This is a genomic window from Pontibacillus chungwhensis (assembly GCF_030166655.1).
Classification (GTDB): domain Bacteria; phylum Bacillota; class Bacilli; order Bacillales; family BH030062; genus Pontibacillus.
In genome coordinates this window covers 3168518-3193463 of record NZ_CP126446.1, presented here as the reverse complement: position 1 = coordinate 3193463, position 24946 = coordinate 3168518, and the positions used below count along the sequence as shown (strand labels likewise).

Sequence of the window (24946 nt, the reverse complement as noted above, 5' to 3'; positions counted from 1 at the left end):
TCATATGAAGTTATTCAATTTTTATCATGAACAGGGAGGGGTGTCAATAACTAGTTTAGTGTATTTGGTTTATGGGAAAAATATCAAGTTGCTTGCGCGGTTCTGATGTGTTTAGAGTTAGATAGAATCTTGACCCACATTTGTATAAATGGTCCTAGTAAAAAGACACTAACCGCTGTGCCGGCTCCAATCGGCCCTCCTAGTAAATAAGCTAATACTGTTATGGTGGCTGCGATGATGGATTGGGAGAAACCGAGTGACAAATGAAACCTCTCGCTCACAGTTACAAATAATTGATCGACAGGGGAGCGAGGGAGTTTTGTGTAAAGATACAAACTTATGCCAAAACTGGCTATCGTTAAAGCGCAAATAAAGGTTCCTATTCTAAAGACTAAAGGTAAATCAGAAAGGGAAACATGATGTAAGGCAAAAGTTAGCCAGAAGTCAAAGAAAACACTTTCAATCAGGATAGGTATGAAAGCTAACCATACAGGTTTTCTTTTAGCTAAAAAAGCATTTAAAAATATGATTATGACTTGTGAAAGGGCAAACCAAATTCCGGGAGTCATACCAATTGAGTGGCTTGCCCCGACGAAGAAAGCTGACCAAAACCCGGCTCCGATGGTAGACTTAACTGAAAGAGCAGTTCCTAGATGTGTGATCAGCATACCGAATAAATAAAGACTAACGCGTTTTATCCTCATTGAATGAACTCCTTTGGGTGTAAACTTTTAGTAGATTGGAGGTGAGTAAGTGAACTTACAAAAGCTTCAGTACTTTATTGAAATGGCGAAACAACAAAGTTTTACAAAAGCTAGTGAAAAACTATATATATCCCAACCCGCTTTAAGTAAGCAAATTAAATTGCTAGAAGAGGAGTTGGGGTTCGCTCTATTTATGCGTTCTTCAAAAGGGGTAAAATTGACTCCTAAGGGATACGCTCTTTACCAGGAATTGCAACCCTTATTCTTTGCTATTGATCAAAAGGTTTATCAACATATGAATCATGATCAAATCAGATTCGGTTCGACGCCAATATTAAGTTCCTACTATCTTCATGAGCATTACGAGAAGATTCAACACTCTAATATTTTTGTGACAGCTATTCAAGACGATAACCGCGACCTTTTACCAATGCTGCACCAGGGTGAAATTGATGCTGCTATTGTCCAAGATGTTTCGAGCGCGGAGGGACTATATTCCCAATTCTTATTTGAGGACGTCTTTGTTGCGGCGATCCCCCAGTACAACCCCCTAGCGTCTAAGGATGAAGTGACTTTAAGGGAGTGCTTTCATTACCCTCAAATCGCAACGCCGAAAGGGACACCCTTTTCAGAGAAAATACATAAAAGAATGGAAGAAGAAGGGTTGAAACCAGATGTTTTTGAAACGCATTATCATGCGATGGCGGGTTTTGTTTCTGTTGGTGTGGGAATCGCCTACCTTCCTGAAATGATGAGCAAGCACATTGAATATAAAGGATTAGTTTTCGTGCCTATTAAAGATACTCCATTAAAAAGAGACATGTATCTTTTCGCTTCTACTCAGCCTTTGCTCGATTTATTATTGGATCTTTTCCAACGTTCTTATCTTTAAGTTTAACGAAGGATGTTTTATGAGCGGAAATACCAATTAGTCATGGCGCTATAACCTCAGGTTATAGCGTGGGCCACATAAGTCAGATGGGATGTGATCCTTGTGCTTCTTTTGATTGGTATCGCTATGGGTTCTTTCACAATACGATAAGAATCTCAATCGGGATGAAATTACCCGGGAAATATGTCGACTTATGGGAAATTGAGTCTAGAGCTAATATCTTGTAGAATGTCACCATAAAGTTTGAGAGGAAAATAGGTGTTAACATGAAATCATATATCGTTGTCGGCTCTGGTATTTTAGGAGCTTCCACAGCCTATCATTTAGCTAAACAAGGGGCTCGGGTTACATTGGTTGATCGCCAAGATTCTGGACAAGCTACCGATGCCGCGGCTGGTATGGTCTGTCCTTGGCTTTCTCAGCGCAGGAATAAAGCTTGGTATCAGCTCGTGAAAAATGGAGCCAGGTATTACCCTGAGTTAGTTCGAGATTTAGAACAAGATGGACAATCTGATACAGGATATAAGCGTGTAGGAGCTCTTAAGCTTCATACAGAAGAGGCGAAACTGGATAAAATCGTCACATTAGCGAAGAAACGACGTGAAGATGCACCGGAAATAGGTGAGATTACGAAGTTGAGTCGGGAAGAAACGAAATCTATGTTTCCTCCGCTTTCTGATGAATATGGAGCGGTTTATGTGAGTGGCGGCGCACGAGTGGACGGTAGAGCGCTTCGAAATGCGTTAGTTAAGGCCGCTGAGAAAAGAGGAGCACGTATTCAATATGGGGATGCTACCCTTTCTTATGAAGGGGCGACCGTGACGGGTGTTACCGTAAATGATGAATTCCTATCTGGGGAAAAGGTGATGGTTACCGGAGGAGCTTGGTCCAAAGAGATGTTAGAACCTTTAGGGGTTCGCTTCCTTGTCTCATCTCAAAAGGCTCAAATTGCTCATGTCGGTCTGCCGGTTAAAGAAACGGGCGATTGGCCCGTGGTTATGCCTCCTACGAATAAATATATACTTCCATTTGATCAGGGGAGAATTGTGATGGGGGCTACACATGAGGAAAATGAGGATTTTAATGATCAGGTCACAGCCGGAGGTCTTCATGATATTTTCTCACAAGTATTACCCATTGCTCCTGGTTTAAAAGAAGGAGTATTTGTTGAGAGTCGCGTTGGCTTTCGTCCATACACACCTGGATTTCTGCCCGTTATAGGTGCTGTACCTGGAGTGAACAATCTCTTGGTAGCAAACGGGCTTGGAGCCTCTGGGCTCACGAGCGGTCCTTATCTAGGGTTTGAATTAGCTAATTTAGCTTTAGGTTATTCTTCAGGAATTGATTTAACCCCATATGATGTTTCAGGTGCAATTGAATAAGACATGCATGCAGATGCACAACTCATGAATAAGACGAAGAGTTGTGCATCTATCTGTGTAGAAAAGAGGGTACGATATGCTGAGGTATATGTTGGCCGTCTTCATCGGCTCTTGTTCCTACGGGGTATTATCGACAATCGTCAAACTTGCTTATCAAGCAGGTGCAAAGACTTCGGTGGTGACTGTTGGACAATTTCTGATAGGATGGTTTATTTTATTCGTTTGTTACTTCTTCTCAAGAAGAAAAGAAAAGATTTCGTATCAAGATAAAGGAAAGTTAATGCTTGCTGGAATTCCAACAGGCCTCGTCGGGGTGTTCTATTATTTGGCGCTTGTAAAGGTCGAAGCTTCTCTTGGGATCATTTTACTTTTTCAGTTTGTGTGGATTGGAATTGTTTTAGACTATTTGTTCTTTAAGAGAACGCCTGATAAAGGGAAAGCCATGAGCGTGATGATTTTATTTGTTGGGACCCTTATGGCGAGTGGGATCATTCATGGAGGTCTAATCGGTGCTGATCTGATAGGGATCGTCTATGGCCTGCTAGCGGCGGTGTCCTTTTCTTTATTTATTTTTACGAACGCTAGCATTCTTCCGGCCCTTCCCCCTGTTCAAAGAAGCTATTATATGGTGACTGGGAGTACCCTTGCAGTTCTCGTCATTTTCCTTCCTTCTCTTATGAATTTGAATGGGGGGGATTCACTCCTATCGCTAGGGACGTACGGAATTATGCTTGGATTGTTTGGGGTGGTGATTCCACCATTTCTTTTTGCTTATGGTATGCCAAAAATAGGAGCAACCCTTGGAAGTATACTAGGCTCAGCAGAACTGCCTGTAGCAGTAGGGTTATCAATGTTTGTCTTGGGTGAAAGGGTAACGGTTATACAGTGGATCGGAGTGGTTATTATTTTTATAGGGATTATTTTCCCTAATCTTTACAAGAGAAGGTAATCGGATCGTAGGAGCACTTTCATGTTGTTTTCTAGGTACTTCACTTATACTGATTTTGGAGGTGATTTTCATGGGAACAAACATGCAGAAACAGTATGATGAGTATATTGCTAAATTTAAAGCGAATGCTTCAATCGAGACTCAAGGTAAAATGCAACAAGCTATTGATGAGCTTGAGGCGTCTGACCTGGGTAAGGGTTTGAAAGTTGGAGAAAACGCTCCAGCCTTTACACTGCCTGACGCCAAGGGAGAATCTGTTGATTTATACAAAGAGTTACAGTCCGGGCCTGTAATCATTACCTTCTATCGCGGTGGCTGGTGCCCTTACTGTAATATGGAACTTCGCGCATACCAACAACTAATGAAAGAGATCCATAACCAAGGTGCAAAATTGATTGCCATTAGCCCTCAAACTCCTGACCAATCTTTAACCACTGCAGAGAAAAATGAACTAAACTATCATGTTCTTAGCGATGTAGGTAATAAAGTAGCTGATCAATTTAACTTAGTTTATCCGTTGCCTGACTACCTCGTAGATGTGTATAAAGAAAAAGGTCTAGAAGTAGATAAGCATAATGGTGATGATACATGGACGTTGCCTGTTGCAGCTACCTATATTATTAATCAGGATGGAACGATTGCTTATGAATATACAAAAGCAGATTACAAAGATCGAGTAGAACCATCTGAAGTTGTAGAAAAGCTAAAATCATTATAACGAAAGCCCCGGGCCATAGGCCTGGGCTTTTATTTTATATGTGGAGAGACCTTATTTTTTGTTGAGTGAGATGTTCCAGAATAAGTCTTCCGTGTCAGGGTTTCTGGGATATGGCTTACTCAAACTTTCCTACTTCCAAAAGTAATAGGTAGAGAATGTTTTCGTGAAAAAGTAAAAATATAGGTTTTACTCTAAGGAGCAAGGGTAAATGAGGACTATTGAACTAGAAATGGGAGTGATTAGGTGCATAGCGAGTATACCTTTGAACTTTTGCACGAGATTAGAAGCTTTAAAATATGGGCAATTGACCGGGGACCATACGGGGAATGGGAATCAGAATATGAACAATGGCTGGATATATGGAATGCCGCTGACATGATGATTCATCGTTTACCTGCTGAAAAATGGAGCCCTAAAGTCACTACCGATGTATTATATATATTAGCGAGAGATCATAAAGAGGGGCACATCATACAAGAATTAATCAATCATCCTGACCAACTCTTGCATCTTGCCTATAGGGCATTAACGTTTCCTGCTTACCCTGACTATGAAGCAAGATGGCAAATTTCTTATGGATTAGGGAAGATGGAGGTTTATAAAGAACAAGCTCAAAATTTATTGCATCAGGTGGCGGTAAATGATCCCCATTCTTATGTGAGACGAAAGGCCATTATGGGGTACGAGAATAAAATCAAATCACCTGTAACATGAAGCGTTTTTCTTGATTAGAAGAAAAGCGCTTTTTTATGGCTACATTACACTGGTTCATTACTAAACGCTTGAACCTAACGCTAACAGAACAACTCTCCAGGCGATAAGTGATTCGGATAAGTACCTTCAATCTGGCCTTTTATCACAGCAGCGTCTTCATTATAAGCCTTCCTTGCCAGTTCAATAGAGTTATAGGAAAATATAGAGAATAGAATTCAATATCTGATAATAGGAGCGAATGCAATGGAAGGTAAAGATCTGCTAAAGGTTAACAATAAGAATTTCGTAGTAATGGGAGTGGCAAATGAGCGTAGTATCGCTTGGGGGGTAGCGAAATCCCTCTTTGATGCAGGGGCTAATGTTATCTTTACTTATCGTAAGGAACGATCATTTAAGAAGCTTACAAAGATTCTTGAGAATGAACAGCTAGAGGCGACACATATCGTGCAGTGTGACATTAATGAGGATGAAAGTATTCAAGGAGCGTTTCAGAGTATTGGTGATCAGGTTGGTACAATCCATGGAATTGTTCATTCCATCGCCTTCGCCCACTCCGAAGATTTAAAAGGAGATTTTATTGAGACAAGTCGAAGCGGATATGCTTTCGCACAAGATACAAGTGCTTATTCCTTAATAGCTGTAGCGAAAGCGAGTCGCCCTTTTATGACGGAAGGTGGCTCTATTATAGCTATGAGTTACTTAGGGGCAGAGCGTGTTGTCGAAGGGTACAATGTGATGGGGATTGCCAAAGCTTCTCTCGAGGCAACGGTGAAATACTTAGCCTCAGACTTAGGCGAGGATCAAATACGGGTGAATGCTGTATCGGCGGGTGCGATCCGGACACTTGCTGCTAAAGGAGTACCCTCTTTCAATGAAATTCTTCGGCATATCGAAGAAAAAGCACCACTTAAGAAGAACGTAACTCAAGAAGAAGTAGGGGATATGACCCTTTCTCTCCTTAGTCATTTATCTAGAGGCGTAACAGGAGAAGTGATTTACGTCGACTCGGGGTATCACATAATGGGATAAAGAAATAAGAGGTTCCTTTATAAGGAGCCTCTTTTCATTTATTTGCGTTGTTCTTCTTTCGATCGGTTCATTGTGTAATAGAAAAGAAAAATACCCGTCAAATAGCATAAAGCCGTAAAAAAGAATAAGGAGCAGGTGATTGGTTCAAATAATGTCAGCATTCCGAAGACCAACTGAATAATTGCAGCAATGATTAGAAATGTATAGGTTCTGGACACATGCTGCCCAATTCGCATGTAATGGACTGTAAGAAACGATAATACGTTTGTTGTTAAACTTATAACAAGAAAGATGCCAGCAAAAATCATAAATAAGATGGCCATTGTACTAATGAATTGCAAGAATTCATTGGTTTCTGTGTCTGGTAACCATTGGGTGTCAGTTGAGAGGAAAAAAGAAGAGCCTCCTAAAAAGAATGCAAACCAAAACCCGATAACGGTCCACACCATTATATATAGATTTAACAAGGCCTGTGCAATAGCTCCAATTAACACCGGGAGAACAGCAGGATTTTTCATAACGAATTCCTCCTTAACGGTAAACGCTATTATTGAAGGAAGTATATGCGAGTTATACCTGCTAACATGTTTGTTTTGTGAAACGAATCGGTGGTTTCAATCGTATTTATTTATTGAAAGGGAGTGGGATTGTGGATATACAAGGGATTAACCATATTACGTTTTCTGTATCTGATTTACCTATGTCTATTAAATTTTATGAACAGGTTCTGGGGGCAACTCTGTTGGTAGAAGGAGAAAAAACGGCTTACTTTGATTTAAATGGGTTGTGGATTGCGCTTAATATGGAGAAGGAAATTCCTCGGCGTGAGATAGAAGAATCATATACGCATATCGCATTTACTGTAGCAGAAGAGTCATTTCAAGATGTGGTAGCTCATTTAAAATCATTAGATGTTCGGATGTTAAAAGGGCGGAAACGGGATGAGCTTGATAAAAAATCAATCTATTTCACAGATCCTGATGGGCATAAATTTGAGTTTCATACGGGGACATTGGAGGATCGCTTGTCCTATTATCGACAAGAAAAGGAGAATATGAGATTCTATACATAGAAAGCGGATTCAATTTACAGATTGTTTGGAAAAAGAGGATGAAAGTTTGATGGACAATCTAAAAGATCGTGATAAAATATAAAGAAATTGAAAGTACATATAAGGGAGTTTGGGTAATATGAAACGTTGGGTTAGGAAGACCTTTACGATATTAACCGCCATCGTGACGCTAGGGTTATATGTACCACCTACAACACTTGATGCCGATACAACAGAAAAGAATAAAACCTTTACACCAAAAGAAAATATAGAAGAAAATAAAGCCTCATCGATTCATTCAGCCAATTCTGATCATTTCTTGGACTTACCTGATCTGTCAGATGACGACCATCATTTGGATCCGGAACAACACCTGACTAATCTTGGGGAAGTCGCGAAGGAACAAACGATGACCAAATTAGGGTCTCGCATTTTGGGTCAAATCGATCCGGTTTTTATGGATGATATTCTTGTAACAATTGAAAGTGAAGTAAAACAATTGGTTGAACAAGCGGATGAGAGCAATGTGTTGCAGTATGACATCTCGCTTGATCCTGCTCCAGGTTATGGAGAGAAGATCTTTCATGTGTATAACACCCTTTCTAATGCTGAACTTGCAAGGTTTGATGTGAGAAGAGAAAATCGTCCTGGAGAAGGGTATTGGTTTAATTTTCACTATCACGTAAGTCAAGACCAGTTTGAGAACCATCATGCGGTAGCTGATTTATACTGGGATAAAAACACCCCTCCTAAATGGATGGCATGAATAAAGATCTGTATAGGTCCATATCTCGAATACTCTAGATAATAAAGAGCCCAGACTTCAAGGTCTGGGCTCTTTTATATCCACCGAATCATTCCTTTAAAAAGGGGTTTAACCTTTTGATCTTTCGCATAAACTCATCAAACTGAAAGGCATTTCCTTTGGTTTGGTTATACCACTTCCTGGAGGTTTCGAGCACCCAAAGGGGAATTGCTTTTCCTTTAATGAGTGGATAATATTCTTCGTATCCTTGCTTTAATAGCTCCCATCTAAGGTCGTTCCCTTCATGCACATATTCAGAAACATCAATAACCTTGGCATGCCCGTGCTGCAAAAGAATATTCTTTAAATGGATATCTCTAGGGTTCAATCCCTTCATTTGTACAAATCTTCGTGCTTGTTCCACATCTTCAACAACCTCTGGCGGGATGAGAACGCCTTGTAATAAGCAATCGTAAAGAGATAATCCTTCTTCGAAACTCAGAACAATGTAGTGAGGTCCGGAACCATAAAACGTAGAGAAATAAGGGGAAGGACCAAGGGATCTGTAAACAAACTCCTCATTATCTTTTTTCTCTAGTTTGTCTTGTGCATAGACTTTATAAGCCATATGCGGTTGATTCACATGCCTGAAGACGGCAGCGTCTGTTCCCACCCCTATGCACTCAAAGTATGGGGGGATCTCTTTTATAGTCACCGGTTCATTGTAGGGGTTAGAGCTGACATGTATTTCATCAATCCTGGCAGGTACGTCAAGCTTATTCATAGCACAACGCCTTTCTATAAGGGGGTTGGTTAATCTATGTGGATCGTTCCTATAATATTCCCATAGCTTTGTGTATTTAGGGCTGTTCTTGTTTTATAAGAAAAGGGCAACTGTCCGGGAAAAGCGAGATATAAGAAAACCGCCCAAGACTTTGTTCGTAAAGACAAGCCTTAGGGCGGTTCTTAATCGTTATTGATTTAAAATGATTTCTTCAAGATCATCTACCATTTCGTTAGCAGCCAGGTAACCACCTGCTGTATTCCAGATCGCATCACTTACTTCGTGAACATTTCCCTCTTTTACAACCTCAAGGTTTTGGAACAATGGATCGTTCATCCATTCTTCTGCTAGCTCCGTAGCAGCACCATCTCCGGTTTCATAGGTGAAGTAGAATAGAATGTCACCATCCATGGCCGGAATTCTCTCTTTCGTTGCTTTCTCCATAAAGCCATTTACATCTTGTGGTTCTGGGCGCTCGAACCCAATTTGTTCTAAAATAACTCCAGAGAAGGAATCTTTCTGGTAAATACGTGCGTGATCTGGAAGGAAGCGGACAACAGAAACTTTCTGATCAAGTTTGTCCCCTGCTTTCTCAGCAAAATCGTCTAAACGTTCTTGATATTTAGTAAGAAGTTCTTCACCTTTGTCTTCCATATTTAATGCTTTTGCGTAGGTCTTAAAGTTATCTTGCCATTCTCCTTTAAGCGTTTCAGAGAAGATCGTTGGAGCAACTTCACTTAGTTGGTCATAAATTTTTTCTTGGCGTAGTTTATTTCCGATAATTAAGTCAGGGTCTAGAGAAATGATTTTTTCGATATTTACTTCTGACTCGGTTCCGACTACTTCTACATCTTTCATGCGATCACTAATATGATCGTACCAAGGGTCTCCTGTCCAAGACTTTACAGCTCCGACTGGTGTTACGCCTAGGGCTAGTAAAGCTTCTGTTCCTTCGTTTGTTAAGATGACTACTTTTTCAGGTTTTTCTTCAACAGTTGTTGTACCCATTGCATGTTCAACTGTGTAAGGTTCAAAATCACTCGTATCTTTCTTAGTTTCGTCATCTGATGAAGTGTCTTCAGAAGATGAGCCACAAGCGGCTAGGAATCCTACCGTGAATAGTAACATAAGACTAAGTATGAAATGCTTTTGCTTCATTATGTTATGTCCTCCTAATTGATTATGATTATCATTTACATCTAAGTTGATAATAGCTGTAAACGGATAAAGAGTCAAGAGTAAATGACAATGATTCTCATAATCGTTGACAGCGTTTAAAAGAATCCATACACTTGTAAGTAAGAGTAGTATGTAAGTCACGTTAGGTAGGGGAAGAATATGGTTTTACAGTCCAATCGAACAAGAGGATTCGGCTTTTTGGCAGCCTTGATCATACTCATGATTTGTATGGGATTAAGTTTAGTACTCGGGTATACCGATGTTACATTTCAAGATGCCTGGAGAGCCTTTACAACAGAAGAACAATCAAACACTTTAATTGTTATTCGATCATTACGTTTACCAAGAGTTCTAATTGCCGCGAGTGTAGGAGCATCGTTAGCTTTAGCAGGTGCTTTGCTCCAAGCGCTAACAAGAAATCCTCTTGCTTCTCCTCAAATATTTGGGGTCAATGCAGGGGCTTCATTCTTTGTTGTGATGGCGATCGCTGTCTTCCAATCCCTTCCCCTAGGAATGATGGCGTGGGTTTCATTTATCGGAGCGGCTGTGGCGGCAACGATTGTATATGCCATAGGATCCATTGGGAAAGAAGGGTTGACTCCAGTTCGATTAACATTAGCTGGAGCAGCTATAGCGGCGCTTTTCTCTTCTTTAACCCAAGGCATTCTTGTCTTAAATGAGAAAGCTTTAGATGAAGTACTGTTTTGGTTAGCTGGTAGTGTGCAAGGCAGAAGTCTAGAATACTTACAGCAACTGCTTCCTTATCTCCTTGTGGGGTGGGTTGGAACATTCTTCATCGGGAAGCATTTGAATATTTTAACAATGGGCGAAGATTTAGCGAAAGGTCTTGGCCAGAAGACAGCTTATATTAAGCTTTCAGCAGGAATACTCACTGTCCTGTTATCAGGCGGTGCGGTAGCGATTGCAGGTCCAATTGGATTTATCGGAATTGTGGTACCTCACTTTGCCAGGTACATCGTTGGCTATGATCATCGATGGATTTTACCTTATTCCGCGATATTAGGTGGTATTCTTTTGCTTTTAGCCGATATCAGTGCGAGATTTATTATTATGCCTGAAGAAGTACCTGTCGGTGTCATGACGGCAATTATTGGTACTCCATTCTTTATTTATATTGCCCGAAAAGGATTGAAATCAACATGAGTAGATACGTAAAGATACGCTCCAGAAAAGATCGCATATCCTTTTTTCTAGAAAAACGGGCTTTGATGTATTTTAGCCTCTTTTTTGGCTTGTTATGCTTCTTATTTGTATTAGCAGCTTCCCTCGGAGAAACCTTTATCCCTCCACTTGATGCTATAAAGGTGTTCTTCGGAGGAGGGACCGACGTGCAGAACTTAATTATTGAAACGTTGAGGCTCCCTAGAATGATTGTTGCGTTATTTGTTGGAGTAGGGCTAGCTTTAAGTGGGGCCATCCTCCAGGGGATGATCCGAAATCCTTTAGCGTCACCAGATATCATCGGGATATCGGGAGGGGGAGCGGTTGCGGTTGTTTTATTTTTAACACTATTTAGTGATGAAACGGACTCCTTAACCGTAAGTATTCATTGGATGCCAGTAGCCGCTTTTATCGGAGCTAGTTTAGTTGGGATTTTTGTTTATCTCTTAGCGTATAAAAATGGGGTCTCCCCCATGAGAATTATCTTGATTGGTATCGGTTTGTCGGCTTTAACTCAGGCCGTAACCAATACCTTAATGATTGTAGGGCCCATCTATAGAGCTTCTCAAGCTAATGTGTGGCTAACGGGAAGTGTCTACGGGGCTAACTGGGCCCAGGTGAAAATTATTGTTCCTTCCATACTGATCCTTGTACTGGTATCTCTATTAATTTCAAGAAGGATAAACGTACAAGAGCTTGGAGAGGAATTAGCGGCAGGTGTTGGTTCACACCTCCAACGGGACCGCTTCTTATTCTTATTAGTAAGTACAGCTTTAGCTGGTATTGCTGTCTCGTTTGCTGGTGGTGTTGGGTTCGTAGGATTAATGGCTCCTCATATTGCAAGGAGGCTCGTTGGTTCTTCTTATGGCGCTTTACTGCCTCTATCTGGTTTAATTGGAGCGATCCTTGTAATAGGCGCAGACTTAATCGGTCGTACATTGTTCTTGCCAAACATTGTTCCTGCAGGTGTATTTACCGCAACAATCGGGGCGCCTTACTTTATCTTTTTACTATTTTCAAAAAAGCAGGCTTAAAGGAGAGGTACACATGAATAATTTTAAAACAGATCATGTAACGCTTGGCTATGGGGAAAAGACCATTCTGAATGAATTAAATATAGAGATTCCAAAAGGAGAAATCACAGTCTTTGTAGGAGGAAATGGTTGTGGGAAATCGACTCTTCTTCGTTCAATGGCTCGGTTATTAAAGCCTCAGAGTGGTCATGTCGTACTTGATGGCAAAGCCATCTCAAAAATGTCTACTAAATCTGTGGCACAACAGCTTGCGATTCTTCCTCAAAGCCCAGTCACTCCAGAAGGATTAACCGTTCTTCAGCTTGTTAAGCAAGGGCGCTATCCTTATCAAAATTGGTTTAAACAATGGTCACAAGAAGATGAAGATGCTGTAGAGCAGGCGCTTCGAGACACTAATTTAGAAGAGTTGAAAGAGCGTACAGTTGATTCGTTATCAGGGGGACAACGTCAACGAGCCTGGATTGCCATGACGCTGGCACAGGATACGGATATTATCTTACTGGATGAGCCAACAACCTACTTGGATATGACCTATCAGATCGAAATATTGGATCTCTTATTTGAACTAAATGAACGTGAGGGCAGAACTGTTGTGATGGTTCTTCATGATTTGAACCTCGCTTCAAGATATGCGCACAATATCGTGGCATTAAAAGACCAGACTGTTTATGCACAAGGGAAACCTGAAGAAGTCGTAACGTGTCAATTCGTTCAAGACGTATTTAGTATGACGTGTAACGTCACGAGTGATCCGATTTTCGGTACGCCAATGTGTATTCCTTATGGACGTGGGCGTTGTTTAATAAAGGAAAGTGTGATGGCTAGTGAACCTAACGCTGGCTGAAATCGAGACATTAGATGATCATTTCAGATACTATCACCCGTCTTATTACGACAAGAAACAACGTTTAGAAGAGATCCGTTTAGATGCCTTTACAGATGAGGAACTATTTACGGCTGTGCTCAAACAAGTTAGGTCCTTTCTGTCATCTGAATCCGAAATGGCGACGGCCTCTTTGCTCTCAAAAAGGTTAGGGTATTATTTTGTGACCGGAATGCTTGCTCCAATGAGCCTCTACTCTAAAATGCCTGTTATGGAATTAGAGGATAAGAAGTTGATCCGGATAGATGATACAAAGATGTGGTTTCCTAAATGGAGTAATGAGTCCCGTGAAGTTCTTCTAATTGAAAATAGAGATAGGGAAAAGGCTGTTTCCAACCATTTCAAACAGTTAATTGAAAAGATGATCTATCCCATATTCAATACCATTAACCAGGTGACGCGCCTGCCTATGAAAACAATGTGGGAAAGCTTTGCTACGTATGTGTATTGGTTTTATGAGCAGTTTGCTCATGAAATTGCTGACGAAAAACAAGCAGATACGGTTCGCCGTGACTTTAGAGTCCTGCGTGAAGTAGAGGCGCAAGTTTTCAGGCAAAAGCAGAATCCGATTGATTCTTTCACGTTGCGTAAGGAAGAAGGGAAGGAGAAGCGGAAGTTCTGTTGTCTGACTTACCAATTAAATAATGAGCACTCCTATTGCAAAGTTTGTCCGCTTCTTAAAAATTAAGAAGCGGCTTTTTTGTTTTGCTCTGTTAAAGTTGGTTGTTGATTTTTTACACGTTACATTTTAGTCCCTAATATGGAGCACCTGAAAGTGAGAATGTTTCCGCTAGCGTTAGTCTGAGCGTAAGGTGGTTCGGGAAATCACTCGCTTTCCGCGGCCCCACACGAGGAGGCTCGACAGCTCGCCCGCGGAAAGCGAGTCGTTCCCCAGACACCCCCAGCACTAGTCAATAAAGACGGCCCCATCTACACTTAAATGTCTCAGCTTTGGGTATTGAACAAGCCTATAAAATAACAACACTAAACTATAACAGAGCCTTGTGTTCAAGCAGCACTTAAATCGCCTGCTTTGTGTAAATGAACTTAAAACAAGGAGTTTCACATGGAAGGTTGGTTATTTAGTCATGAGGGATTTCTTCCGTTTTGCGCCCCACGATTGTTGGGGCGCAGGGGGAAGTGGGTAATGAGAGAAGCAAATGGGGGTGGTAGCATTCGTGTGTTTCTAAAACATTGTTTAAAAAAGAGGCACTGAGCTTTGGGCTAAAGGTCGTGTTCATTTACATACCTATAATGCTTTTTGTTGTTCACTGCTATTAGAATATGTTGTAGGAGGGGTAATAGGCTTTGCAGGGGTGTGTTGGATTTGATCAATAATGTAATTCGCAACAAATTCTTGTAGTTGCTCTTCTTGGCAATGCTTAACGATTTGGAGTAAATCTTTGTGATCCATTTGCTCAATAATAGAATGAACAAATAGAGGTAAGTAATCATCCGTTTCGAAATATTTCTTGTATAGCTCGGCTAAACTATCGGCTATTTTCATAATCAACTTCCTTTCCCTCATTCTCAAAAGTCTATCTTTGTTCATTACCTTATGCGGCTTTTTTAAAATGTTGTTCATAATTCGATAAATAAGTGCAAAAAGTATAGGATAGGAGGGTGAAGTTTATGGAAAATAAAAAAAGAACGTTTTATATCAACCTGGGCTCTCGAGAAATTTCTCAAATTAGAGATGGCAATAACGATGTCTTTACCATCCAAGCAACAGAGGAAGAAATGTTTAGGTTGCGGCAAGTTCTAAACGAGGTGTTTGGGGCAGATGAGCGGTCGTTTTGGCGATCTCATATTCCATTTCGCCATTACTCCGAGGATTCGGAGAATGATGATTATGATTATTCCATGCGAGAGGCTTATAAAATGATTTATGAACTGGGAGACGACAAAACGAAGGAATTTATTAAGTCGATTGGTATGGATCATGATGAAGACTCGGCCAGAATTTATGGAGAACACGATCCCCTAGCATAAAAGAAGAGGTCACTCAACGAGTGACCTCTTCTTGAGGATTGCGTACCTCAACGGTTTGTGATGCTAGTAAGTTATTCAAGAATAGGATGGGGTGAAGGCTCGAGGCTGAGACCCTTCAGTGTGGAAGGGGCCTTTATGTATAAAGGGCTAGGGGTGTCTGGGGAACGACTCGCTTTCCGCAGGCGAGCTGTCGAGCCTCCTCCTTCACTTCGTTCAGTCCGTGGTCTCGTCAACCTCTTCCTCTTGCAGGAGTCTCCTCGTCCCCCAGACACTCCTTGCCAAAATTGGTTTAACGGCCCCACAGCTAATTCCTGGGGTAGACTCAGCATTTTGCTTTGTAATTTGGTATGTTTCCGTTATCTACATATGGCAAGGTTGTGCGAGAAATTGCGAGCCCCCTGCAAAATGAAGCAAAGTTGTGCAGTCTTTCTCATTTTCTTCTCCTCCTCGGAATCAAATTGTTTGATTTCGAGTTTATTTCATGCTGTAAAAGGAAAAAAGGTTAGTAACACATCATAAGAAACAGGGGGCAACAGTTATGAACCTAGGTAAGTCTATTGCAATCATTCCTATTATTTTGGTAGCGTTACTAATAGTGATATCAAATCAACAGCCTTCATCACTAAGTGCCGAGAACCAATTATCAGGAAGTGATCACACCGGTCATACAGACATTACGTTCCACCAAAAACAAGAAGAAAAACCTGTACTTACATCTTCTGTAAACGAAGTGGAGGAGAAAACTGTTTTAACAGAAGAAACCATAATATCTCTTACCAATCAATTTATGGATCAACTCATACAAGAGTCCAATCAAGGCTATAGAGTCGCTGCATATGATAGTAAAGAAGCGTTAATTGAGTCGTTCTCATCCATAGCAAAAAAATCAGTTGCTAAGGAATATGTTGATTTTTATTATAAAGAATATAATAATGGACTGTATATCCTTCCAACTGATACACCACCTTGGTTTAAAGAAAATGAGTCGTATACCACCGAAACAGTAAAAGGTGACCGTATTAAAGTGACTCAAGAGAACACAAGCGAACTATACGGACAGTACACTGTTTCATTTTTCTTTATGCACACAGATGAAGGTTGGGTTATTGATGGCATAAACCATTCATAGTGAATAGGAAATGAAGCAATAAAGGCAGTTGATCGTTATTGATTACGTTTTATGATTATTACCATAATGAAGTGAAGCTTTCTTTTACCGATCATCCTTTTTCTGAATACCCGAAACATGTGTGGGTCATTAGCCGTTACAATGGAAAATGGCTTCTTACAGAACACAAAGACCGGGGAATTGAGTTTCCTGGTGGGAAAGTGGAAGAAGGAGAGACTCCAGAACAAGCGGCGATTCGCGAAGTGATGGAGGAAACCGGTGGAGAGGTAGAAGCTTTATCCTATATCGGTCAGTATCATGTAGACGGAAAAGGTGGATGTATAATAAAAAACATTTATTTTGCAACCATCTCTAATCTGACTAAACAGGAATCTTATTTCGAAACGAAAGGACCTGTTTGCTTAGATTCGTTACCGAAAGGGTTAGAGCGAAACTCTCAATTTAGTTTCATGATGAAAGATGAGGTATTGCCTCACAGCTTAGACTACATTAAGAAAACTCAGCTCTTGGATTAACTTCCGAGAAGCTGAGTTTTTTTCTTTTTCATTCTTTATTCTCTAATGAGTTTTCGTTCTAGCCGTTCAACAAGTTGATACATAATGGCAGCAAAGATCGCAATGATCATAAGGCTTGAAAGGACTAATGTGAAATCAAAAACTTGGAATCCGTAAATGATTAAGTAGCCTAATCCTTTCTGAGAAACAAGAAATTCTCCCACAATAACCCCAACCCATGAGAGTCCGACGTTCACTTTGAAGGTCGATATAATGGTAGGTGAAGACGCGGGAAGGATGGCTTCTTTAAAAATCTGAAATCGATTTGCCCCAAAGCTTGAGAGCACCTTAACATAATTTCGGTCGACACCTTGAAAAGCCGAATAGACCACAATGGTGGTAATGATTACCGATATTATTGCACCCATCGCTATGATCGAGAAATACCCAGGTCCAAGGGCTACGATAATAATAGGCCCAAGCGCTACTTTAGGCATTGCATTTAATATTACAAGATAAGGGTCAATGACTTTCGAGAGCTTAGGGAACCACCACAAGGCGGCCGCTAGAACGATTCCTAAGAGTGTGCCAAGGACGAAGCCCGCTATCGTTTCGAGCAGGGTTACACGCATATGAAGGAAGATTGATCCATCTGTTATTTTCGTTACTAATAAATCGCCAATTTTAGCTGGTGAGCTAAAGAGGAGGGGATCTACCCATCTTAATCGACTGCTCACTTCCCATAAACTAAAAAAACTGATGAAGATCAACAATTGCCATAGAAATATAGAACGTTTTTCTTTTTGAAGATGCTTTAAATACTGTTTAAAACGAGCTTCATCTTGCGTTTGATTCGGATTCAAGCTGATCTAACTCCTTCCAAATAGTTTGGAACAAATCATTAAAGTCAGCGTGTTGTCTTGCTTCAAATGGAGTGAGATTGCGTAAATGGTCAGGAACTTGAAACGTTTTTGCAATCCTCCCAGGGCGAGCTTTAAGCACATACACAGTGTCACTCATCGCGATTGCTTCCCCAATATCATGAGTGACTAATACTGAGGTTTTCTTGTATTGTTTCAAGGTATCTGATACGAGATTCTCAAGTTTTAGTTTGGTCTGATAGTCAAGTGCGGAGAAAGGTTCATCAAGTAGCAGGAGCTTCGGGTCTGTCATGAGGGTTCTTGCTAAAGCAGCGCGTTGTCGCATCCCTCCTGAAAGTTGGCTTGGATAAGAAGATATAACACTCTCAAGGCCGATTTCTTTTAAGATTTGAAGAGCTTTCTCTTTTTTCATTTCCGTGACCGTCCCTTGAATATGAGGACCAAGTAGAACGTTTTCTTGTATGGTCTTCCATGGGAACAAATAATCTTGCTGCAACATGTAACCAATATTATTGTGGTCACTTGGCTGCTGTTGAATGGTTACGGTTCCTTCTGTTGGAGTCAGTAATCCGGCTATGATGGATAGTAGTGTCGTCTTTCCGCAGCCGCTAGGGCCGAGGAAGGAAATAAAGTGTCCTTCCTCAACAGAAAGCGAGATGTCTTCAATGGCTTTCGTGAACCCTTGTTTTGAGAAGTAATGGTGAGTGATCTGATCAAGGCTGAGGAAAGTCATTGTGTTCACTCCTTATTCATTACGTCTTCTGCAATGTCCGTGTTAACGAGCGTCTCATGATCTACATCTTCTGGGAGTTCTCCCGCTTCTTCCATAATTGCCTTTAGGTTGTTCCATTCTTCTTTATCAAGAACAGGGTTTTCAGCATAGGACCCTTGACTTTTATAACGATCGACAACCGTTTCGATTAATTCCAGTTCCGTGTCTTCAAAATAGGGTTGAATAACATCGGCGATTTCTCCCGCTGAGTGGTTTTGCACCCACTGCTGAGCTTTATATATAGCACGCGTGAACTTTTTCATTTCTTCTGGGTTCTCTTCTAAGAAACTGTTCTTAGCCATGAAAACTGTATAAGGGACATGACCCGACTCTTCACCAAAGGAGGCAACAATGTGACCTTTTCCTTCACGCTCAAAGATACTAGCAGTTGGTTCAAACAGTTGTACGTAATCTCCTGTACCAGAAGCAAAGGCATTTGGGATATTGGCAAAGTCTACATTCTGAATCAATGTAAGGTCCTCTTTAGGGTTAATTCCTTTCTCTTTTAACACATATTCTCCGACCATTTGTGGCATTCCGCCCTTCCGCTGTCCAAGGAAGGTACTTCCCTTTAAATCCTCCCATTTAAAATCGGGCTGTTCCTCTCGGGCAACCAGGAAAGTACCGTCTGTTTGGGTAAGCTGAGCTACGTTAATGACAGGGTCTGAAGCTCCTCTTGCATAGACATAAATGGACGTTTCAGAGCCAACTAGAGCAATATCTGCCCCATCAGATAGAAGAGTGGTCATTGTTTTGTCTCCACCCCAAGTAGTGGCTAATTCAACCTCAAGGCCTTCATCTTCGAAAAAACCTTTCTCTAAAGCTACGTATTGTGGAGCATAGAAGATCGAGCGCGTTACTTCAGCTACTTTAATCGTTGTAGGCGATTGAGAACATGCAGCTAAGGGGAATGTAAGTAAAGCAAGCAGCGAAACATATAAAAGAAAGCGAATCTTTTTCATTACGGGTAATCCTCCTGTAAGATCATTATCATTAGCTACGTTATCGTATGTCGCTGCTAAAAATTGTGTGAATGCCTACAAAGGAGTTTTCTTATGCAAGATGGTACGATCCTATCAAGTCAACGATATCCTTCCCCTCATCCAGATTTAAACGTGTTCCTAGTGACGTACTGGAGTGATGGACTCAGAGTAAAAGGTTTCTTAGTTGAGCCGAAAGAAGAGGGAGAATACCCGGGATTTTTATACTTACGTGGAGGCATTAAGGGTGTTGGTAAGGTTCGAATCGGTAGAATTGTTCAATTTGCTGCACAAGGGTTTGTTGTGTTCGCACCTTGTTATCGTGGAAATATGGGCGGAGAGGGACGAGAGGATTTTGCCTTAAAGGACCGTGAAGATGGCCATAATGGAGCAAGGTTATTATTTAATCATCCAAAAGTGAACGGAGAAGTAAACGTATTTGGTTTCTCCCGCGGTGGAGTAATGGGACTATGGACAGCCCTTGAGGTACCTGGGATTCATAAGGTTGTATGCTGGGGAGGAGTTACAGATGTAGGTTTAACCTATGAAGAGAGGGTCGATCTAAGGAGAATGCTAAAACGTGTCGTCGGTGGAGGGCCTAACAAATATCCTGAACGTTTTGAAGCCAGGACTCCGCTAGGTAAAATAGGGGAATTGCGTACCCCGGTCTGCATCATTCACGGGGCTAAAGACCAAAATGTATCTGTTGAACACGCTCGTCTTCTTGAACAAAAATTAAGGGAGTTTGACATACCGCATACGAGTTGGATCTATCATGATTTGGATCATTACTTTCCACCTCAAATTAACAGAAGAACTGTGCAGCAATTAACAGATTGGCTCAAGCAATAGGCTTTTTGGTTGATTTACAGTGTTCCATGTAATCCCCCCTCTAAAAGGAGTACTTGAAAGTGAGGAAATGTTTCCGTTAGCGCTAATTAAGCGTAAGGTGGTTCGGGAAATCACTCGCTTTCCGCGGCGAGCTGGGAAGCCTCCTCGTTCGCTAACGCTCTCTGTGGGGTCTTCCCTAGGCTCCTCTTGCCACAGGAGTCTCGCAATTTCCCGAACCACCTTTGCCAAATGTTGAAGGAACGGAAACAAGCCGAATTAGGAGGGGGAATGGTGAATCTGTGCCAACAATTAAGTTGCGGGGCCGTTTCGCATATTTTAATAAGGGGTGACTGGGGAACGGGGAGACTCCTACGGGAGAAAGAGGTAGACGAGACCCCGGAATGAGCGTAGCGATTGAGGAGGCTCGACAGCTCGCCCGTGGAAAGCGAGTCGTTCCCCAGTCACCCCTTACTCTCATCAACATAACGGCCCCATCTAAACTTAAATGTCCCAGCATCGAGTTTTAAGTAACCCTATCCTATTCTGGAATAAGCTTATACACAGCACTAAATTTTAACAGAGCCAAACAATAAAAACGGCTATCCTTTAGAGGATAGCCGTTTATTTATATATTTGGAGATGTGGGAGCGAAATTTACGTTCTGAACGTTGGGCCTGATTTGCGGATTTCTTCGCTGACCCCGTCAAATTTCTTGAAGTTCTCATGGAACTTGGTAGCAAGTTCATGAGCTTTCTCTTCATATTCGTTTTCATCTTTCCAAGTGCGCTTTGGAATTAATACATCATCTGGAACTCCAGGACAATGAACAGGGATCTCTAGTCCGAAGATTGGATCGACAACTGTTTCAGTAGAATTGAGTTCTCCTTCTAGAGCTGCATGAATCATAGCGCGGGTGTGGCCAAGCTTCATGCGATGACCTTCCCCATATGCGCCGCCAGTCCATCCTGTATTTACAAGGAATACGTTTGAGTTGAACTGATCAATCTTCTCTCCAAGCATTTCCGCATAGGTTGATGCATGCCTAGGTAGGAATGGAGAGCCGAAACACGTGGAGAATGTTGCTTCTGGACTTGTCACTCCTCGTTCTGTTCCTGCTAGTTTGCTCGTATATCCACTTAAGAAATGGTACATCGCTTGTTCCTTAGTCAGCTTGCTAATCGGTGGTAAGACGCCGAAAGCATCCGCTGTAAGAAAGATAATGGTATTTGGATGACCAGCGATACTTGGCTCAACGATATTATGGATGTTCTGGATTGGGTAAGCGACTCTTGTATTCTCTGTTAAAGTTGTATCATCGTAGTCAGGTTCTCTGGTACCTGGGTGCAAGATGACATTCTCAAGAACAGACCCGAACCGAATAGCTTTATAGATTTGAGGCTCGTTTTCTTCAGATAGATTAATGCATTTTGCATAACATCCACCTTCGATATTGAATACGCCACGATTTGACCATCCATGCTCGTCATCACCAATTAAACGACGCTCTGGATCGGCGGATAAGGTCGTTTTCCCAGTACCGGAAAGTCCGAAGAATAACGCTACATCTCCCTCTTTTCCAACGTTAGCAGAACAGTGCATTGGGAGTACATCTTGTTCAGGTAGAAGGTAGTTCATAACGGAGAAGATCGACTTTTTAATTTCTCCAGCATATTCTGTACCACCGATTAGGACGACGCGGTGTTTGAATGAGACCATTATGAAGGCTTCTGAATTCGTGCCATCTTGGGCTGGATCTGCTTTAAAGGAAGGGGCAGATATTACAGTGAATTCGCTTACATGTTCGGCGAGTTCATCTTCTGTTGGACGAATAAATAGTTGGTGAGCAAAAAGATTATGCCATGCACGTTCGTTGATAATTTGGATTGGTAAACGGTAGCGTTCGTCTGCTCCAGCAAAACCATTAAATACAAATACCTCTTCTTTTTCCTTTAAGAAATCAACTACTTTATGGTAAAGGTTTTCAAAAATCTCCTCTGAAATTGGTTGGTTTACACTTCCCCAGTCTACAGTGTCTTTTGAAACTTCGTCTTTCACGGTAAACTTATCTTGAGGCGAACGGCCAGTATAACGTCCTGTTTCGGCTCTGATCGCTCCTGTTGCTGTTAATGTACCTTCGTTCCGCTGAAGAACTTTTTCAACGAGTTCTCCCACACATAAATTGGTTAATACGTTAGGTTGTGTAATTAATTCTTTGATTATGGACGCTTGATTCACCGTATTCATGCTCAAGAACCTGCCTTTATTTTAAATTTTGAACTTTGGATCTTTGCCAAAGCCATTTTAAATTACGTAAATGCCTATGCATTCTATTATCCAATCCGGGGTTTTAAATAGCGGATCAGATGCAATTTGTAATTAGTATAACACATTCATTTTATTAGTCCATACTATTTTATAATGAAATTACGGCGAATTTGTGACTATAAATGTAAAATAAATTAAAAAGATAGGAGATGGTAGCAAGGATGTGAGCTAGAAAATGATCGGTGCTATATAAAGGTTATTAGAGAACAGAACAAATAGCTACCGATTTGATTCCTTAATTTACTTCGATGTTCGAGTAGCTTTTTCCTTTTTAAGAGTTATCTTTATGAAAAAGCTTATAGAACGGGTTACAAAATGAACAGAAATAATGGTACATGTAGCGTCAAAGAGCATTGATAACGCTCTCTACTTAGTTGACAGAAGGGGGCGAAAACGTTATGATAAGTCGCGAACGGAAACTATCTTATCCAGAGAAGGTGGAGGGACAGGCCCTATGAAACCCAGCAACCGTCATTTATACATGAAAAGGTGCTAACCTGATGCAGGGAGAGATCCTTGAACGATAAGAGCGAATGGACCCTTTCCCTTTGCTCGTTATGGGAAGGGATTTTTTATACTTTCAAAAGTTTCTAAAGCTTTAAAGGTATAATGGTAAATCATCGGCATTTGCTATATTTAGCGGATTTCGAGGTTTTCTCATGTAGATTTTTCATTCGTTTATAATATATGAATAAATACCGGTATGTTGGTTTGAAGTGATGCTATTTCCTGTAATTAAGGAGTGCACAACCTGCTGGTTTATTTTACTGAGATAGATAGCTGGGTGATGAGTTCCGTCTCAAAGATAAGAGTATTTTAAAGGAGGAGTTTGAGGGAATGGCTGCAAATCGCCGCTTGTTTACATCAGAATCAGTTACAGGAGGGCATCCGGATAAAATCTGTGACCAAATTTCTGATGCTATACTAGATGAAATCTTAAAAAATGATCCTAACGCTCGCGTAGCATGTGAAACAACTGTTACAACAGGGTTAGTTCTTGTATCAGGGGAAATCTCAACAAATACGTACGTGGATATTCAATCAATTGTCCGTAATACGATTAAGGATATTGGCTACACGCGTGCGAAATATGGTTTCGATGCAGAAACGTGTGCTGTATTAACAGCAATTGATGAACAATCACCTGATATTGCTGCAGGAGTAAATGAAGCGCTTGAAGCACGAGAAGGTCAAATGACTGATCGTGAAATTGAGAATATTGGTGCGGGAGACCAGGGGTTAATGTTTGGTTATGCAAATAACGAAACTCCTGAACTAATGCCACTTCCAATCTCTTTAGCTCATAAACTGGCGAAACGTTTGTCTGACGTGCGCAATGATGAAACCGTTCCTTACCTTCGTCCTGATGGTAAAACTCAGGTTACCGTAGAGTATGACGAACATGATCAACCTGTTCGTATTGACACGATTGTCATCTCCACTCAGCATCACCCAGAAATAACACTAGAACAAATTCAAAAGGATTTAAAAGAACATGTCATTGCTCCGATTGTTCCGACAGAACTACTTGATGAGCAAACTAAATATTTCATTAATCCGACTGGTCGCTTTGTAATCGGCGGACCTCAAGGGGATGCTGGTTTAACAGGCCGTAAGATTATCGTGGATACCTACGGCGGATATGCCCGTCACGGTGGTGGAGCATTTAGTGGTAAAGATGCAACGAAAGTTGACCGTTCAGCAGCTTATGCTGCCAGATATGTAGCGAAGAATATAGTCGCTGCAGGATTAGCAGATTCTTGTGAAGTTCAGTTAGCTTACGCAATTGGCGTGGCTCAACCTGTTTCCATTTCTATTAACACATTTGGTACAGGGAAAGTTTCAGAAGAGACGTTAGTTGAAGCGGTTCGTGAGAAATTCGATCTTCGTCCAGCTGGCATCATTAAAATGTTAGACCTACGCCGTCCAATTTATCGTGATACAGCAGCTTATGGTCACTTCGGTCGTACAGACGTTGAGTTCCCATGGGAGCAAACGGATAAAGCAGAGGACCTAAAACAATTATTGACTTCTAAATAACGTAAGAGCATGGAATTGCCTGGCAGTTCCATGCTTTTTTTGTTCTGAACGATAATCTCATGTCCTTTGTCCGGTGAAAACATGATAAAATGTGAGAGTCTGTCGGAATCATGGTATAATTTTAACTTAAGCGTTACCGACGATAAATTTACGGGTAAAACGAATAATTGTGAAGCATGCATGTAGTTTTGTATGGAAACCAGCTCGGTGAGAAGGATATCGAGTGGTCTCTGACAATTACAACCATTTTGTGATA

General features: G+C 41.2%; 26 protein-coding genes and 1 riboswitch. Of the genes, 17 read left to right on the top strand and 9 right to left on the bottom strand.

Annotated elements, in window-relative coordinates; genetic code table 11:
- Window positions 1-83 precede the first annotated feature (83 nt).
- Complete coding sequence (locus tag QNI29_RS16550) at window positions 84-704, bottom strand: YczE/YyaS/YitT family protein (protein ID WP_231418798.1); 621 nt, start codon at window positions 702-704, stop codon at window positions 84-86.
- Between the two features lie 49 nt (window positions 705-753).
- Between QNI29_RS16550 and QNI29_RS16545 the strand changes: the two genes are divergently transcribed.
- The 6 genes from QNI29_RS16545 (at window position 754) to fabI (ending at window position 6388) form a co-directional block, all read left to right on the top strand.
- Window positions 754-1596 (top strand): LysR family transcriptional regulator, encoded by an 843-nt coding sequence (locus QNI29_RS16545; protein ID WP_231418797.1) that lies wholly within the window; start codon window positions 754-756, stop codon window positions 1594-1596.
- A 266-nt stretch (window positions 1597-1862) separates the two neighbouring features.
- Window positions 1863-2978 (top strand): NAD(P)/FAD-dependent oxidoreductase, encoded by a 1116-nt coding sequence (locus tag QNI29_RS16540; protein ID WP_231418796.1) that lies wholly within the window; start codon window positions 1863-1865, stop codon window positions 2976-2978.
- Window positions 2979-3054: 76 nt separating this feature from the next.
- Window positions 3055-3927, top strand: a complete 873-nt coding sequence (locus QNI29_RS16535) for an EamA family transporter (protein ID WP_231418795.1) — start codon at window positions 3055-3057, stop codon at window positions 3925-3927.
- A 70-nt stretch (window positions 3928-3997) separates the two neighbouring features.
- A complete protein-coding gene (locus QNI29_RS16530) occupies window positions 3998-4645 on the top strand; it encodes a peroxiredoxin-like family protein (protein WP_231418794.1) in 648 nt (215 codons plus the stop codon).
- Window positions 4646-4888: 243 nt separating this feature from the next.
- Window positions 4889-5359, top strand: coding sequence for a hypothetical protein (locus QNI29_RS16525; protein WP_231418793.1), 471 nt, complete (start codon window positions 4889-4891; stop codon window positions 5357-5359).
- Between the two features lie 243 nt (window positions 5360-5602).
- Window positions 5603-6388, top strand: a complete 786-nt coding sequence (gene fabI, locus QNI29_RS16520) for an enoyl-ACP reductase FabI (RefSeq protein WP_231418792.1) — start codon at window positions 5603-5605, stop codon at window positions 6386-6388.
- 38 nt (window positions 6389-6426) lie between these two features.
- Here fabI and QNI29_RS16515 read toward each other — a convergent pair whose 3' ends face one another.
- Window positions 6427-6906 carry a hypothetical protein gene (locus QNI29_RS16515; protein WP_231418791.1) on the bottom strand — a complete coding sequence of 160 codons (480 nt, stop codon included), beginning with the start codon at window positions 6904-6906 and terminating at the stop codon, window positions 6427-6429.
- Between the two features lie 131 nt (window positions 6907-7037).
- On the opposite strand from QNI29_RS16515, the gene fosB reads away from it, so the two are divergent.
- Together fosB and QNI29_RS16505 are read left to right on the top strand one after the other, a co-directional pair.
- Complete coding sequence (fosB, locus tag QNI29_RS16510; protein WP_231419046.1) at window positions 7038-7460, top strand: metallothiol transferase FosB; 423 nt, start codon at window positions 7038-7040, stop codon at window positions 7458-7460.
- Between the two features lie 118 nt (window positions 7461-7578).
- Window positions 7579-8205 carry a YpjP family protein gene (locus QNI29_RS16505; protein ID WP_231418790.1) on the top strand — a complete coding sequence of 209 codons (627 nt, stop codon included), beginning with the start codon at window positions 7579-7581 and terminating at the stop codon, window positions 8203-8205.
- Between the two features lie 88 nt (window positions 8206-8293).
- On the opposite strand, the gene QNI29_RS16500 is transcribed toward QNI29_RS16505, so the two are convergent.
- Both QNI29_RS16500 and QNI29_RS16495 read right to left on the bottom strand, forming a co-directional pair.
- The gene (locus QNI29_RS16500) at window positions 8294-8968 is read right to left on the bottom strand and encodes a protein kinase family protein (protein WP_231418789.1); all 675 of its coding nucleotides are present in this window, start codon (window positions 8966-8968) and stop codon (window positions 8294-8296) included.
- 189 nt (window positions 8969-9157) lie between these two features.
- Entirely contained in the window at window positions 9158-10126 is a 969-nt protein-coding gene (locus QNI29_RS16495; protein ID WP_231418788.1) for an ABC transporter substrate-binding protein, read from the bottom strand.
- Window positions 10127-10306: 180 nt separating this feature from the next.
- On the opposite strand from QNI29_RS16495, the gene QNI29_RS16490 reads away from it, so the two are divergent.
- From QNI29_RS16490 to QNI29_RS16475, 4 genes are read left to right on the top strand one after another with little or no spacing between them, the layout of a single operon-like run.
- A complete protein-coding gene (locus QNI29_RS16490; RefSeq protein WP_231418787.1) occupies window positions 10307-11311 on the top strand; it encodes a FecCD family ABC transporter permease in 1005 nt (334 codons plus the stop codon).
- Entirely contained in the window at window positions 11308-12363 is a 1056-nt protein-coding gene (locus QNI29_RS16485; RefSeq protein ID WP_231418786.1) for a FecCD family ABC transporter permease, read from the top strand. Before QNI29_RS16490 ends, QNI29_RS16485 begins: the two co-directional genes overlap by 4 nt.
- 13 nt (window positions 12364-12376) lie before the next feature.
- Window positions 12377-13207 carry an ABC transporter ATP-binding protein gene (locus QNI29_RS16480; RefSeq protein ID WP_231418785.1) on the top strand — a complete coding sequence of 277 codons (831 nt, stop codon included), beginning with the start codon at window positions 12377-12379 and terminating at the stop codon, window positions 13205-13207.
- A complete protein-coding gene (locus QNI29_RS16475) occupies window positions 13188-13934 on the top strand; it encodes a hypothetical protein (RefSeq protein ID WP_231418784.1) in 747 nt (248 codons plus the stop codon). Before QNI29_RS16480 ends, QNI29_RS16475 begins: the two co-directional genes overlap by 20 nt.
- Window positions 13935-14495: 561 nt before the next feature.
- On the opposite strand, the gene QNI29_RS16470 is transcribed toward QNI29_RS16475, so the two are convergent.
- Entirely contained in the window at window positions 14496-14753 is a 258-nt protein-coding gene (locus tag QNI29_RS16470; protein ID WP_231418783.1) for a DUF6154 family protein, read from the bottom strand.
- A gap of 125 nt (window positions 14754-14878) precedes the next feature.
- Here QNI29_RS16470 and QNI29_RS16465 point away from each other — a divergent pair, with 125 nt between their 5' ends.
- The 3 genes from QNI29_RS16465 (at window position 14879) to ytkD (ending at window position 16882) form a co-directional block, all read left to right on the top strand.
- Window positions 14879-15238: a hydrolase gene (locus tag QNI29_RS16465; protein ID WP_231418782.1), complete on the top strand. Its 360-nt coding sequence runs from the start codon at window positions 14879-14881 to the stop codon at window positions 15236-15238.
- A 538-nt stretch (window positions 15239-15776) separates the two neighbouring features.
- Window positions 15777-16367, top strand: a complete 591-nt coding sequence (locus QNI29_RS16460) for a hypothetical protein (RefSeq protein ID WP_231418781.1) — start codon at window positions 15777-15779, stop codon at window positions 16365-16367.
- Window positions 16368-16405: 38 nt separating this feature from the next.
- Window positions 16406-16882, top strand: coding sequence for an RNA deprotection pyrophosphohydrolase (ytkD, locus tag QNI29_RS16455; protein WP_231418780.1), 477 nt, complete (start codon window positions 16406-16408; stop codon window positions 16880-16882).
- 35 nt (window positions 16883-16917) lie between these two features.
- Here ytkD and QNI29_RS16450 read toward each other — a convergent pair whose 3' ends face one another.
- Genes QNI29_RS16450 through QNI29_RS16440 form a run of 3 tightly spaced genes read right to left on the bottom strand, consistent with a single transcriptional unit; the run spans window position 16918 to window position 19476 of the window.
- On the bottom strand, window positions 16918-17730 hold the full coding sequence (locus QNI29_RS16450) for an ABC transporter permease (RefSeq protein ID WP_231419045.1): 813 nt from the start codon (window positions 17728-17730) through the stop codon (window positions 16918-16920).
- Window positions 17699-18475, bottom strand: a complete 777-nt coding sequence (locus tag QNI29_RS16445) for an ABC transporter ATP-binding protein (protein ID WP_231418779.1) — start codon at window positions 18473-18475, stop codon at window positions 17699-17701. Before QNI29_RS16445 ends, QNI29_RS16450 begins: the two co-directional genes overlap by 32 nt.
- Window positions 18476-18480: 5 nt before the next feature.
- Entirely contained in the window at window positions 18481-19476 is a 996-nt protein-coding gene (locus QNI29_RS16440; protein WP_231418778.1) for an ABC transporter substrate-binding protein, read from the bottom strand.
- 93 nt (window positions 19477-19569) lie between these two features.
- Between QNI29_RS16440 and QNI29_RS16435 the strand changes: the two genes are divergently transcribed.
- On the top strand, window positions 19570-20346 hold the full coding sequence (locus QNI29_RS16435) for an alpha/beta hydrolase family protein (RefSeq protein WP_231418777.1): 777 nt from the start codon (window positions 19570-19572) through the stop codon (window positions 20344-20346).
- Window positions 20347-20979: 633 nt separating this feature from the next.
- Here the strand turns inward: QNI29_RS16435 and pckA are convergent.
- A complete protein-coding gene (pckA, locus tag QNI29_RS16430) occupies window positions 20980-22569 on the bottom strand; it encodes a phosphoenolpyruvate carboxykinase (ATP) (RefSeq protein ID WP_231418776.1) in 1590 nt (529 codons plus the stop codon).
- A gap of 502 nt (window positions 22570-23071) precedes the next feature.
- Window positions 23072-23180: riboswitch (SAM riboswitch) on the top strand.
- Window positions 23181-23487: 307 nt separating this feature from the next.
- Here pckA and metK point away from each other — a divergent pair.
- Window positions 23488-24690, top strand: coding sequence for a methionine adenosyltransferase (metK, locus tag QNI29_RS16425; RefSeq protein WP_231418775.1), 1203 nt, complete (start codon window positions 23488-23490; stop codon window positions 24688-24690).
- Window positions 24691-24946: the final 256 nt, after the last annotated feature.

What these genes read in the sequence shown, in the direction of transcription:
- QNI29_RS16550 (WP_231418798.1), bottom strand. Translation starts at nt 704, where the DNA reads ATGAGGATAAAACGCGTTAGTCTTTATTTATTCGGTATGCTGATCACA.
- QNI29_RS16540 (WP_231418796.1), top strand. Translation starts at nt 1,863, where the DNA reads ATGAAATCATATATCGTTGTCGGCTCTGGTATTTTAGGAGCTTCCACA.
- QNI29_RS16535 (WP_231418795.1), top strand. Translation starts at nt 3,055, where the DNA reads ATGCTGAGGTATATGTTGGCCGTCTTCATCGGCTCTTGTTCCTACGGG.
- QNI29_RS16530 (WP_231418794.1), top strand. Translation starts at nt 3,998, where the DNA reads ATGGGAACAAACATGCAGAAACAGTATGATGAGTATATTGCTAAATTT.
- fabI (WP_231418792.1), top strand. Translation starts at nt 5,603, where the DNA reads ATGGAAGGTAAAGATCTGCTAAAGGTTAACAATAAGAATTTCGTAGTA.
- QNI29_RS16515 (WP_231418791.1), bottom strand. Translation starts at nt 6,906, where the DNA reads ATGAAAAATCCTGCTGTTCTCCCGGTGTTAATTGGAGCTATTGCACAG.
- QNI29_RS16505 (WP_231418790.1), top strand. Translation starts at nt 7,579, where the DNA reads ATGAAACGTTGGGTTAGGAAGACCTTTACGATATTAACCGCCATCGTG.
- QNI29_RS16500 (WP_231418789.1), bottom strand. Translation starts at nt 8,968, where the DNA reads ATGAATAAGCTTGACGTACCTGCCAGGATTGATGAAATACATGTCAGC.
- QNI29_RS16495 (WP_231418788.1), bottom strand. Translation starts at nt 10,126, where the DNA reads ATGAAGCAAAAGCATTTCATACTTAGTCTTATGTTACTATTCACGGTA.
- QNI29_RS16490 (WP_231418787.1), top strand. Translation starts at nt 10,307, where the DNA reads ATGGTTTTACAGTCCAATCGAACAAGAGGATTCGGCTTTTTGGCAGCC.
- QNI29_RS16485 (WP_231418786.1), top strand. Translation starts at nt 11,308, where the DNA reads ATGAGTAGATACGTAAAGATACGCTCCAGAAAAGATCGCATATCCTTT.
- QNI29_RS16480 (WP_231418785.1), top strand. Translation starts at nt 12,377, where the DNA reads ATGAATAATTTTAAAACAGATCATGTAACGCTTGGCTATGGGGAAAAG.
- QNI29_RS16470 (WP_231418783.1), bottom strand. Translation starts at nt 14,753, where the DNA reads ATGAAAATAGCCGATAGTTTAGCCGAGCTATACAAGAAATATTTCGAA.
- QNI29_RS16465 (WP_231418782.1), top strand. Translation starts at nt 14,879, where the DNA reads ATGGAAAATAAAAAAAGAACGTTTTATATCAACCTGGGCTCTCGAGAA.
- QNI29_RS16460 (WP_231418781.1), top strand. Translation starts at nt 15,777, where the DNA reads ATGAACCTAGGTAAGTCTATTGCAATCATTCCTATTATTTTGGTAGCG.
- QNI29_RS16445 (WP_231418779.1), bottom strand. Translation starts at nt 18,475, where the DNA reads ATGACTTTCCTCAGCCTTGATCAGATCACTCACCATTACTTCTCAAAA.
- QNI29_RS16440 (WP_231418778.1), bottom strand. Translation starts at nt 19,476, where the DNA reads ATGAAAAAGATTCGCTTTCTTTTATATGTTTCGCTGCTTGCTTTACTT.
- QNI29_RS16435 (WP_231418777.1), top strand. Translation starts at nt 19,570, where the DNA reads ATGCAAGATGGTACGATCCTATCAAGTCAACGATATCCTTCCCCTCAT.
- pckA (WP_231418776.1), bottom strand. Translation starts at nt 22,569, where the DNA reads ATGAATACGGTGAATCAAGCGTCCATAATCAAAGAATTAATTACACAA.
- metK (WP_231418775.1), top strand. Translation starts at nt 23,488, where the DNA reads ATGGCTGCAAATCGCCGCTTGTTTACATCAGAATCAGTTACAGGAGGG.